Raw genomic sequence first — 10413 nt, 5'->3', positions numbered from 1 at the left:
GGGGCTTCGCGCGTACCGGGCGGTCAGTCCCGCGGCTGCGAGGCCGCGAGCGCCCCGACCCGCTTGCGGACGGCGAACCAGCCGCCGACGAGCAGGAGCGCGATGACGGGGACGAGGTTCACGGTCGTCCGGCCGATGCCGCCGCCGTACCACATGAGGAACAGGACGGTGGCGAGGAAGACCAGCGTCACGATCTGCGTGTACGGCGCCCAGGGCAGCTTGTAGGACGGGCGGGTGACCTTGCCCTCCTTGGAGCGGGACCAGAACAGCAGCGAGCAGAGCATGATCATGCCCCAGGTGCCGAGGATGCCGAGGGAGGCGAGGTTCAGGACGATCTCGAAGGCCTCGCCGGGCATGACGTAGTTCAGGCCGACGCCGAGCACACCGAAGGCGGCGGTGAGCAGGATGCCGCCGTAGGGGACGTGGCCCTTGTTCATCCGGGCGGTGAACCGGGGCGCGGAGCCCGCCATCGCCATCGAGCGCAGGATGCGGCCGGTGGAGTACAGGCCGGAGTTCAGGCTGGACAGGGCGGCGGTGAGGACGACCAGGTTCATGATGTCCGACGTGCCCGGGATGCCGAGCTTGTCGAAGACGGTGACGAAGGGGCTCTGGTCGCCGGAGAAGGAGGTGTACGGCAGCAGCAGCGAGAGCAGGACGACGGAACCGACGTAGAACAGGCCCACGCGCCACATGATCGAGTTGATCGCCTTCGGCATGATCTTCTCGGGGTTCTCGGTCTCACCGGCGGCGACGCCGACCAGCTCGACGGAGGCGTAGGCGAAGACGACGCCCTGGACGACCATCAGCATGGGAAGCATGCCGAGCGGGAACATGCCGCCGCTGTCGGTGATGGTGGACAGGCCCGGGGTGTGACCGCCGACCTCGTGGGAGGTGACGACCAGGAAGATGCCGACGCACATGAAGATCACCAGCGCGGCGACCTTGATGATCGCGAACCAGAACTCCATCTCGCCGAAGTACTTCACGGAGATCAGGTTCGCGGTGAGGACGATCGCGAGGGCGATCATGGCGAGCGCCCACTGCGGGACATCGCTGAACAGCGCCCAGTAGTGGGCGAAGACGGCGGCCGCGGTGATGTCGGCGACGGCAGTGGTCGACCAGTTGAGGAAGTAGAGCCAGCCGGCCGTATAGGCGCCCTTCTCGCCCATGAACTCACGGGCGTACGAGACGAAGGCACCGGAGGACGGGCGGTAGAGCACCAGCTCACCGAGGGCCCGGACGACGAAGAAGGCGAAGACGCCGCAGACGGCGTACGCGATGGCGAGAGAGGGGCCCGCACCGGCCAGGCGGCCGCCGGCGCCGAGGAAGAGGCCGGTGCCGATCGCGCCACCGATGGCGATCATGTTGACGTGGCGGGACTTGAGGTCCTTGCTGTAACCGGCGTCACCGGCGTCGATGTGGGGGGCGCCCGTCGCCGCCGGCGTGCCCGGGCTCGGGGTGTCGGCCGCAGGCATGGTGCGGTCACTCATCTGGAAGTCGCCTTTGTGAGGGATCGTGCGGTATCAGCCGGCCGTGCGCGGGTGATGGGGGTGGTCACCGCGACAGAAGGCCAGGGCACATAGTCACGGCTTCGCCGCCGTTTGGCTGTGGCCTATGTCACGTACGGGCCGATCTGAGGTTTTCCTGAGGTTACCGACTGGTTCGTCGGCATTGAGCAGCTTAAGGGGTGGGGCTACGGCGCGAGGACGTCGAGTTCGAGCAGAGCGCCCGCCGCGATCTCCCTGGTGAGCTCCTCGGCACGGACCGCGTCCCGCTCCCGCACGGCCTCGGCGACCCGCACATGGAGGGTGACGGCGGCCGGGTCGGGGTCCTCGAACATCACACGGTGGTGGGTGCGGCCCGCGAGGACCTCCGCCACCACGTCCCCGAGGCGGGCGAACATCTCGTTGCCGGAGGCGTCGAGGACGACACGGTGGAAGGCGATGTCGTGGACGAGGTACGCCTCCAGCTGCCCGCCGCGCGAGGTGGCGACCATGCCCAGGGCCTGCTCGGTGAGTTCACGGCACTGCTCGGGGGTGGCGTGCGTGGCGGCGAGACCGGCCGCGACCGGTTCGACGGCGGAGCGGAGCACGGTCAGGGACCTGAGCTGGCGGGGGCGGTCGCTGCCGGCCAGCCGCCAGCGGATGACCCGCGGGTCGTACACGTTCCACTGCGCGGTGGGACGCACGGTCACACCGACGCGGCGGCGCGACTCCACCAGGTGCATCGACTCCAGGACGCGGACGACCTCGCGGATCACGGTGCGTGAGACCTCGAAACGCTGGGCGAGCTCGTCGGTGCGCAGCACACTGCCCGGCGGGCACTCCCCCGCGGTGATGGCCAGGCCCAGGGTGTCCAGCACATGCGTATGGAGCCCCTGGCCCTGCGTCGTCATATGCATAGCGTAACCGCCGCCGAAAAGTATGACTTTTATGTCACAGCCTCTTGTATATGTCGTACCTCATGGGTTTCAGTGTGCGGCGGCGGATGCCGCGGTGGCGTCCGATCGATGTCGAGGACAGCGAGGCACTCACCCATGCAACAACCCCCCGTCGTCGTCGTGATGGGCGTGGCCGGGACCGGTAAGACCACCGTCGGTTCACTGGTCGCCGAGCGCCTCGGTGTGCCCTACGCCGAGGGCGACGACTTCCACCCAGGGGCGAACATCGCCAAGATGTCGGCCGGCGTCCCGCTGGACGACGACGACCGGTGGCCCTGGCTCGACGCGATCGGGCGGTGGGCGCACGGGCGGGCGGCCCTCGGCGGGGTGGTGAGCAGCTCGGCGCTGAAGCGGGCGTACCGCGACCGGTTGCGCGCGGCCGCGCCCGGCGTCGTCTTCCTGCACCTGACCGGTGACCGGGCGCTGATCGAGCGGCGGATGGCCGCGCGCAAGGGGCACTTCATGCCCACCGCGCTGCTGGACTCCCAGTTCGCGGCGCTTCAGCCGCTCGGTGACGACGAGGCCGGGGTGTCCCTGGACGTCTCCGGATCTCCGGAGGACATCGCCGACCGGGCCGTCGCCGCACTGGGCCCGCTCGCCGGTCGCTGAACCCCAGGCAGGCGCGCCCCTGTCGTCCACGGGTGCGCCCCTTCCGTCCCCGGGCGCCCGGCAGCGCCGCCCCTGCCGTCCTCCCGAGCGGGCCGTGCCGTTTCCCCGCGGCCCGTGCCGTATCCCCGCACGGCCTGCCGGCCCCGTCCACTTCGCCGGGCCCGGCCCCTGACCTCCGACCCTGATTCCCGACCCCCGACCCCCGACCCCGATCCCCGAGGAACCCCTGTGACCAGTCTCAGCGTCGAGACGCTGGCAGCGGACGCCACCGAGCCGATCACCTCGGCCGCCAACGCCCAACTGGGCATCGCCGTCCTGGCGGGCATCGCCGTCATCGTCCTGCTCATCACGCGGCTCAAGCTCCACGCCTTCCTCGCACTGACCATAGGTTCGCTGGCGCTCGGCGCCTTCGCCGGCGCCCCGCTCGACGCGGCCATCGCCTCGTTCAGCAAGGGCCTCGGCTCGACCGTCGCGGGCGTCGGTGTGCTCATCGCCCTCGGGGCGATCCTCGGCAAGCTGCTCGCCGACTCCGGCGGCGCGGACCGGATCGTCGACACGATCCTGGCCAGGGCGGGCGGCCGCGCCATGCCGTGGGCGATGGTGTTGATCGCCTCGGTGATCGGGCTGCCGCTCTTCTTCGAGGTCGGCATCGTGCTGCTGATCCCGGTGGTGCTGATGGTCGCCAAGCGCGGCGACTACTCACTGATGCGGATCGGGGTGCCGGCGCTGGCGGGCCTGTCCGTGATGCACGGACTGATTCCGCCGCACCCCGGCCCGCTGGTCGCCATCGACGCCATCGGGGCGGACCTGGGCGTCACACTGGCGCTGGGCATCGTCGTCGCCGTCCCGACGGTGGTCGTCGCCGGTCCGCTGTTCTCCCGGTACGCGGCACGGTGGGTGGACGTACCGGTGCCCGAGCGCATGATCCCCCAGCGGGCGTCCGACCGCCTGGAGCGGCGGCCCGGCTTCGGCGTCACGGTGGCGACCGTTCTGCTGCCCGTGGTGCTGATGCTGGTCAAGGCACTGGTGGACATCGTCGTCGACGACCCGGAGAACCATGTGCAGCGGGTGGCCGACGTCGTCGGCTCGCCGCTGATCGCGCTGCTCGCCGCGGTCCTGGTGGGCATCTTCACGCTGGGCCGCGCGGCCGGCTTCACCAAGGAGCGGATCTCCTCGACCGTGGAGACGTCGCTCGCCCCGATCGCAGGGGTCCTGCTGATCGTCGGCGCGGGCGGCGGCTTCAAGCAGACGCTGATCGACGTGGGTGTCGGGCGGATGATCCTGGACTTCTCCGAGAACTGGGCGATCCCGGCGCTGCTGCTGGCCTGGCTGATCGCGGTGGCGATCCGGCTGGCCACCGGATCGGCGACCGTCGCCACCATTTCGGCGGCCGGACTGGTGGCGCCGCTGGCGGCCGACATGTCGACGTCGCACGCGGCACTGCTGGTGCTGGCGATCGGCGCGGGCTCCCTCTTCTTCAGCCACGTCAACGACGCCGGTTTCTGGCTGGTGAAGGAGTACTTCGGGATGAGCGTCGGCCAGACGATCAAGACCTGGTCGGTGATGGAGACCATCATCTCGGTCGTCGGGATCGTGTTCGTGCTGCTGCTGTCGCTGGTGCTGTAGGCACGGGTGTTCCGTGGTGGAGGGGACGCCGACCTGCCAGACTGACGCTCCATGGCGGACACCGAGCGGCTCAAGCCGTACCTGCTGGCATTTCCCGGGCCGTCGCGCGACCGGTTGGTCGCCGCCGTGCTGTCGGGTGAGAAGACGTCGACGACCGGACTGCTCGCCGAGTACGAGGCGGAGGACGAGGAACTCCCGCCCGTCGGCGAGCGGTCGGCGCTGATCGACTCGGACGGCCGCGAAGTGGCGGTGCTGGAACTGACGGAAGTCCGTGTCCTGCCGCTCGGCGAGGTGGACCTGCGCCACGCGCTTGACGAGGGCGAGGGCTACTCGTCGGTCGCCGGATGGCGCGCGGGCCACGAGAGGTTCTGGCACAGCGCCGAGATGCGCGAGGCACTCGGGGACCCGGACTTCACGGTCGATGACACCACGCTGGTCGTCGCCGAGCGGTTCCGGGTCGCGGAGGTGCTGGGATGAGTGGTGTCGACGAGGCCGTCGCGGGCGAACTGCGGCTCCTCGACCCGGCCGTACGGGCGTCCCGGACCGAGGCGGCGCGACTGCTGCACCCGGACTTCGTGGAGGTCGGCGCCTCCGGGCGGCGGTGGAGCCGGGACGGCATGCTCGCCGCGCTGCCGGAGATGGCGGGCGGCGACCCGGACGGGCCACGGTACGAGGTGTCCGGCATGAGGGGCGTCCTGCTGGCGCCGGACCTGGTGCACCTGACGTTCGAGACGGTCGTCGAGGGCCGCCGCGCCCGGCGCAGCTCCATATGGCGCCGGGACCCGGGCGCCGGCGGCGCCTGGCGGCTCTACTACCACCAGGGCACTCCGGTGCCGGGGGAATCCGGGACCTGAGGTCCGCGTAGCGGAGCACCGTTCACATGGCGCGCCCCCGCCCCCGGGAGGCGGGTGCTCCCGGGGCGGGGCCGCCCGCGAGGAGGGGCGCCCGCGAAGAGGCGCACCACCGCAGAAGGCCACCCGCCCAGAAGGCCACCCGCGAGGAGGGCGCCCGAGGAGGGCCGCCCGTGAAGAAGCGCACCACCGCAGAAGCCGACCGCGAGGAGGGCCGCCCGCCAGGGGGCGTTTCGCCTAGGAGCCGACCGCCTTCGCGGCGGCCCGGCCGGCCGCGCGGCCGGAGAAGATGCACCCGCCGAGGAACGTGCCCTCCAGGGAGCGGTAGCCGTGGACGCCGCCGCCGCCGAAACCGGCCGCTTCACCCGCCGCGTACACGCCGGGGAGCGGGGTGCCGCCGGCGGTGAGGACCCGGGACGACAGGTCGGTCTCCAGACCACCGAGCGACTTGCGGGTGAGGATGTTCAGGCGCACGGCGATCAGCGGGCCGGCCCCGGGGTCGAGGAGGCGGTGCGGGGCGACCGTACGGATCAGCCGGTCGCCGAGGTACTTGCGGGCCCCGCGGACCGCCGTGACCTGGAGGTCCTTGGTGAAGGGGTTGGCGATCTCCCGGTCGCGGGCGGTGATCTCGCGCCGCAGCCCGGCCTCGTCGATCAGCGGTTCCTTCGTCAGCGCGTTCATACCGCGCACCAGGGACGGCAGGTCCTTCTCGATGACGAAGTCGGCGCCGTGGTCCATGAACGCCTTGACCGGGCCGGGCACGTCGGCGCGGGCACGGTCCAGCACGCCGCGTACGGATCTGCCGGTGAGGTCCGGGTTCTGTTCGGAGCCGGAGAGGGTGAACTCCTTTCCGATGATGCGCTGGTTGAGGACGAACCAGGTGTAGCCGTACCCGGACCGCATGATGTGCTCGAGGGTGCCGAGCGTGTCGAAGCCGGGGAAGAGCGGGACGGGCAGCCGGCGGCCGCGGGCGTCCAGCCAGAGGGAGGACGGGCCGGGCAGGATGCGGATGCCGTGCCGGGCCCAGATGGGGTTCCAGTTCTCGATTCCCTCGGTGTAGTGCCACATCCGGTCGCGGTTGATGTGGTGGGCGCCGGCCTCCTCGGCGATGCCGAGCATCAGCCCGTCGACGTGGGCCGGTACACCGGAGAGCATCTTCTCGGGAGGAGTGCCGAGCCGCTCGGGCCACTGGGCGCGGACGAGGTCGTGGTTGCCGCCGATACCGCCGGAGGTGACGACCACGGCCTGGGCCCGGTACTCGAACGCACCGGTGACCTGTCGGCTGCTGGCCGTGCCGCGTACGGCGCCCGACGGCTCCAGGATCTCGCCGCTGACGGTGTCGACGGCGCCCGCGGTGCGGCCGAGGCCGGTGACGCGGTGCCGGAACGCCAGGCGTACGAGGCCCCTGGCCACGCCCGCGCGGACGCGCCGCTCGAACGGGGCGACCAGGCCGGGGCCGGTGCCCCAGGTGATGTGGAAGCGCGGCACGGAGTTGCCGTGCCCGGTGGCGTCGTAGCCGCCTCGCTCGGCCCAGCCGACGACGGGGAAGAAGCGGACGCCCTGCCGGCGCAGCCAGGCCCGCTTCTCGCCCGCCGCGAAGTCCACGTACGCCTCGGCCCACTTGCGCGGCCAGTGGTCCTCGGGCCGGTCGAAGCCCGCCGTGCCGAACCAGTCCTGGAGCGCGAGCGCGTGGCTGTCACGGATGCGCATCCGGCGCTGCTCGGGCGAGTCGACGAAGAAGAGCCCGCCGAAGGACCAGTGCGCCTGGCCGCCGATGGACTGCTCCGGTTCCTGGTCGAGGAGGATGACGCTGCGCCCGGCGTCGACGAGCTCGGCGGTGGCCACCAGGCCCGCGAGGCCCGCCCCGATCACGATCACATCTGCGTCGTACGCCATGGGTCATCATCCTTGTCGGCAGGGTGCTCCGATCTTCGGTACGCGGCGGTAACACGTCAACAGGTGGAGGGTGATTCGATGGGCGGCACGGGTGCGGCGGACGAGATCCTGGACGTCGTCGACGAGCACGACGAGGTGGTGGCGCGACTGCCGCGCGGCGAGGTGTACGCGCGGGGGCTGCGCCACCGGTGTGTGTTCGTCCTCGCGCGGGACGCCGAGGACCGGGTGTTCGTCCACCGCCGCACGGCCGGCAAGCTGGTCTTCCCGTCCCTGTACGACATGTTCGTGGGCGGTGTCGTCGGGGCGGGCGAGGGCTACGACGAGGCGGCGCTGCGCGAGGCGGAGGAGGAGCTGGGCGTACGGGGTCTGCCGAGGCCCGCACCGCTGTTCCGGTTCCTGTACGAGGACGGCGGCGGGCGCGGGTCGTGGTGGTCGGCCGTGTACGAGGTGCGGTGCGCCCTGCCGGTTGACCCGCAGCCGGAGGAGGTGGCGTGGTACGCGTTCCTGCCGGAGCGGGAGGTCGAGGCGCGCCTCGGTGAGTGGGAGTGGGTGCCGGACGGGCTGGCGGCGTACGAAAGGCTGCGGGCACACCGCGCCGGTAAGCTGATCATGTGAGTGATTTCGTGCGGGGCCTGCGGCTGTGGTTGTCGCCGCAGCGGATCCGGGAAGAAGGCGATACGCCCGACTACCGGTTCTCCCTCGCCAATGAGCGCACCTTCCTCGCCTGGATCCGTACCGCGCTCGCCCTCGTCGGTGGCGGGTTCGCGGTGGACCAGTTCCTGCCCGACCTGCGCTGGGGCGTCCGGGTCGGGATGGCGCTCGTGCTGCTGGCCGCCGGGGCGCTGTGCGCGCTGCGGGCGGTGAACCACTGGGTGCGGTGCGAGCGGGCGATGCGGCGGGACGAGGACCTGCCCGTCAGCCGGTTCCCGACCTTGCTGAGCCTGGCCGTGGGCCTGGTGGCCGGCGCGATGGTGCTGGTCGTCCTGCTCGGCTGGAGCGGCTGATGGCGGGTGGTCCGGCCGACGTCCGCGATCCGGGGCTGCAGCCGGAGCGGACGCGGCTGGCGTGGCGGCGTACGACGTTGTCGGCGACCGTCGCCGCGGTGCTCGCCGCCAAGCAGGCCGTGCACGACGAGGTCACGGCGGCCGGGCTGGTGGGCGCTGCGCTGTCGCTGCTGGTGTTGCTGGTGTTCCTGCGGGTGTCCCATCGCCGGATGGTGGCGCTGGGGACGGCGCGCCCGCGTCCGCTGACGCCCCGCGGGGCGGCCGCGGCGGCGGCGTGCACCGTGGCGCTGGCCGCCTTCGCGGTGGGCGTGGTGCTGTAGCCGGTCAGTCGCCGCGTCCCGTGGTCACGACGACCTTGCCGTGCAGGCCGCCCTCCATGTTGGCGCGCTGGGCGTCGGCGGCCTGCTCCAGGGGGAAGGTCCTGGCGACCCGTACCGTCAGCGCGCCTTCCTCCACCAGTCCGGCGAGCGCCGTGAGGTCCGCCGTGTCGGGGCGCACCCAGTAGTAGTGGCCGCCCATGCCCAGCACCTCGCCGTCCGCGATGGACGCGAGGCGGCCCTCGGGGGCGAGCAGGGCGGCCGAGTCCTTCAGCATCTGGCCGCCGACCGTGTCGAACGCGGCGTCCACGCCGTGCGGCGCCAGCTCCCGGACGCGGCCCGTGAAGCCGTCGCCGTACGGCACCGGTTCCGCGCCCAGCTCGCGCACCCGGTCCTGGCCGTTGTCGCGGGAGGCGCCGATGACGCGGGCTCCGAGGTGCCGGGCGATCTGCACGGCCATCGAGCCGACGGCGCCCGACGCGGCGTGCACCAGGACGGTGTCGCCCGGCCGGACGCGCAGGGCCCGGTGCAGCACCTGGTAGGCGGTGAGCCCCGCCAGCGGGAGGGCGGCCGCCTCCTCGAAGCCCAGGTTGCGCGGCTTGCGCGCGAGGGTACGGACGGGTGCGGCGACGTACTCGGCGAAGGTGCCGTGGCAGAGCACGTCCTCGCGTACGTACCCCATGACCTCGTCGCCGACCGAGAACTCGGGTACGGACACCCCGGGCTGGATGACGACGCCGGAGACGTCCCAGCCGGGGATCACCGGGAAGACGGTGTCGAAGGCCGTGTCGAGGTACCCCGCCTGGGCCTTCCAGTCGACAGGGTTGACCGCTGCCGCGCGTACTTCCACGAGTACCTTGTCGGGTCCCACCTTGGGGTCGGGGTGGTCGCCGAATTCGAGGACCTCGGGGCCGCCGTAGCGGCTGTAGCTGATCGCCTTCATGGTCCGACCCTCCGGCCGGTCCCGCACGACCGCAAGCCGAAACGGATCAATGGCGGCAAAAGGGACTAGCCTGGGAGTGTCACCGACGTCCACGCCGGAGGTCCGCGATGACCGCCCTCCACCAGGAACACTCCGCCCACGCCCACGCCCACGGTCCCGCCTGCGGGCATCAGGCGCTGGTCCACAACGATCACCTCGACTACGTGCACGACGGGCACCTGCACCGGGAGCACTCCGGGCACTGGGACGAGTGCGAGCCGGGCGAGCACGTCGCCCACAGCGGGCACGCCCATGAGCACGGCGACGGCTGCGGCCATCCGGCCGTCGCGCACGGCGACCACGTCGACTATGTGCACGAGGGCCACCGGCACGCCGCCCACGACGACCACTGGGACGACCACTGACCACGTCGACGACCGCCGACCACGTCGTCACCGGCACGGCACCGCTGCGAAGCCGCGCCGGGAACGCCGCACAGGCGGGCGGACGGTGGGGTTCGTCCACCTGGCCGGTGGGGCGATCAGCGGTGCGGGGCGGGGGGATCGGCTCCCGCACCCGCGGGCGGAAAGGCCTCCGCCACCAGCGCGCGACCGCCGAGGTGACCCAGGCGGGGGCGGTCATCCGCGTGGCCGCGGCCCCCGCGCGCTGACGCCGGCCTCCGGCGTGGGCGGGTCCGCCGCCCGTCCGTTCGGCGAGGCGGAAGAGGCCGTTCACGTCGGTGACCGGT

At 72.0% G+C, this 10413-nt stretch carries 12 protein-coding genes; 8 read left to right on the top strand and 4 right to left on the bottom strand.

All coding sequences use genetic code 11. The features are described from left to right. Nucleotides 1-23: 23 nt before the first annotated feature. Together ABD347_RS30040 and ABD347_RS30035 are read right to left on the bottom strand one after the other, a co-directional pair. The gene (locus ABD347_RS30040) at nucleotides 24-1490 is read right to left on the bottom strand and encodes an amino acid permease (protein ID WP_344367106.1); all 1467 of its coding nucleotides are present in this window, start codon (nucleotides 1488-1490) and stop codon (nucleotides 24-26) included. 203 nt (nucleotides 1491-1693) lie between these two features. Beyond that, a complete protein-coding gene (locus ABD347_RS30035) occupies nucleotides 1694-2395 on the bottom strand; it encodes a FadR/GntR family transcriptional regulator (protein ID WP_344367104.1) in 702 nt (233 codons plus the stop codon). Nucleotides 2396-2536: 141 nt separating this feature from the next. On the opposite strand from ABD347_RS30035, the gene ABD347_RS30030 reads away from it, so the two are divergent. From ABD347_RS30030 to ABD347_RS30015, 4 genes are all read left to right on the top strand, one after another. Beyond that, nucleotides 2537-3049, top strand: coding sequence for a gluconokinase (locus ABD347_RS30030; RefSeq protein WP_344367102.1), 513 nt, complete (start codon nucleotides 2537-2539; stop codon nucleotides 3047-3049). 228 nt (nucleotides 3050-3277) lie between these two features. Continuing rightward, entirely contained in the window at nucleotides 3278-4675 is a 1398-nt protein-coding gene (locus ABD347_RS30025; RefSeq protein WP_344367100.1) for a GntP family permease, read from the top strand. A gap of 51 nt (nucleotides 4676-4726) precedes the next feature. Beyond that, a complete protein-coding gene (locus ABD347_RS30020; protein WP_344367098.1) occupies nucleotides 4727-5152 on the top strand; it encodes an ASCH domain-containing protein in 426 nt (141 codons plus the stop codon). Beyond that, nucleotides 5149-5529, top strand: a complete 381-nt coding sequence (locus tag ABD347_RS30015; protein WP_344367096.1) for a nuclear transport factor 2 family protein — start codon at nucleotides 5149-5151, stop codon at nucleotides 5527-5529. The genes ABD347_RS30020 and ABD347_RS30015 overlap by 4 nt, the downstream gene beginning before the upstream one ends. Before the next feature lie 234 nt (nucleotides 5530-5763). Here the strand turns inward: ABD347_RS30015 and ABD347_RS30010 are convergent, their stop codons facing one another. Further along, the gene (locus tag ABD347_RS30010) at nucleotides 5764-7422 is read right to left on the bottom strand and encodes an FAD-binding dehydrogenase (protein WP_344367094.1); all 1659 of its coding nucleotides are present in this window, start codon (nucleotides 7420-7422) and stop codon (nucleotides 5764-5766) included. Between the two features lie 78 nt (nucleotides 7423-7500). On the opposite strand from ABD347_RS30010, the gene ABD347_RS30005 reads away from it, so the two are divergent. Genes ABD347_RS30005 through ABD347_RS29995 form a run of 3 tightly spaced genes read left to right on the top strand, consistent with a single transcriptional unit; the run spans nucleotide 7501 to nucleotide 8746 of the window. Next, nucleotides 7501-8037: an NUDIX domain-containing protein gene (locus tag ABD347_RS30005; RefSeq protein ID WP_344367092.1), complete on the top strand. Its 537-nt coding sequence runs from the start codon at nucleotides 7501-7503 to the stop codon at nucleotides 8035-8037. Further along, nucleotides 8034-8426, top strand: a complete 393-nt coding sequence (locus tag ABD347_RS30000; protein ID WP_344367090.1) for a YidH family protein — start codon at nucleotides 8034-8036, stop codon at nucleotides 8424-8426. Before ABD347_RS30005 ends, ABD347_RS30000 begins: the two co-directional genes overlap by 4 nt. Further along, entirely contained in the window at nucleotides 8426-8746 is a 321-nt protein-coding gene (locus ABD347_RS29995) for a DUF202 domain-containing protein (RefSeq protein ID WP_344367088.1), read from the top strand. Before ABD347_RS30000 ends, ABD347_RS29995 begins: the two co-directional genes overlap by 1 nt. A gap of 4 nt (nucleotides 8747-8750) precedes the next feature. Here ABD347_RS29995 and ABD347_RS29990 read toward each other — a convergent pair whose 3' ends face one another. Then, nucleotides 8751-9686: an NADP-dependent oxidoreductase gene (locus ABD347_RS29990; protein ID WP_344367086.1), complete on the bottom strand. Its 936-nt coding sequence runs from the start codon at nucleotides 9684-9686 to the stop codon at nucleotides 8751-8753. Between the two features lie 107 nt (nucleotides 9687-9793). On the opposite strand from ABD347_RS29990, the gene ABD347_RS29985 reads away from it, so the two are divergent. Next, nucleotides 9794-10090 (top strand): hypothetical protein, encoded by a 297-nt coding sequence (locus ABD347_RS29985; RefSeq protein WP_344367084.1) that lies wholly within the window; start codon nucleotides 9794-9796, stop codon nucleotides 10088-10090. Nucleotides 10091-10413 lie beyond the last annotated feature (323 nt).

It is taken from the genome of Streptomyces gobitricini (genome assembly GCF_039532985.1).
Taxonomy (GTDB): domain Bacteria; phylum Actinomycetota; class Actinomycetes; order Streptomycetales; family Streptomycetaceae; genus Streptomyces; species Streptomyces gobitricini.
This window is presented reverse-complemented; position numbering and strand designations above follow the sequence as displayed.

Excerpts from the sequence above, each read along its gene's own strand:
- ABD347_RS30010 (WP_344367094.1), bottom strand. The coding sequence starts at position 7,422 with ATGGCGTACGACGCAGATGTGATCGTGATCGGGGCGGGCCTCGCGGGC.
- ABD347_RS30030 (WP_344367102.1), top strand. The coding sequence starts at position 2,537 with ATGCAACAACCCCCCGTCGTCGTCGTGATGGGCGTGGCCGGGACCGGT.
- ABD347_RS29990 (WP_344367086.1), bottom strand. The coding sequence starts at position 9,686 with ATGAAGGCGATCAGCTACAGCCGCTACGGCGGCCCCGAGGTCCTCGAA.
- ABD347_RS29985 (WP_344367084.1), top strand. The coding sequence starts at position 9,794 with ATGACCGCCCTCCACCAGGAACACTCCGCCCACGCCCACGCCCACGGT.
- ABD347_RS30020 (WP_344367098.1), top strand. The coding sequence starts at position 4,727 with ATGGCGGACACCGAGCGGCTCAAGCCGTACCTGCTGGCATTTCCCGGG.
- ABD347_RS30035 (WP_344367104.1), bottom strand. The coding sequence starts at position 2,395 with ATGACGACGCAGGGCCAGGGGCTCCATACGCATGTGCTGGACACCCTG.
- ABD347_RS30040 (WP_344367106.1), bottom strand. The coding sequence starts at position 1,490 with ATGAGTGACCGCACCATGCCTGCGGCCGACACCCCGAGCCCGGGCACG.
- ABD347_RS29995 (WP_344367088.1), top strand. The coding sequence starts at position 8,426 with ATGGCGGGTGGTCCGGCCGACGTCCGCGATCCGGGGCTGCAGCCGGAG.
- ABD347_RS30005 (WP_344367092.1), top strand. The coding sequence starts at position 7,501 with ATGGGCGGCACGGGTGCGGCGGACGAGATCCTGGACGTCGTCGACGAG.
- ABD347_RS30015 (WP_344367096.1), top strand. The coding sequence starts at position 5,149 with ATGAGTGGTGTCGACGAGGCCGTCGCGGGCGAACTGCGGCTCCTCGAC.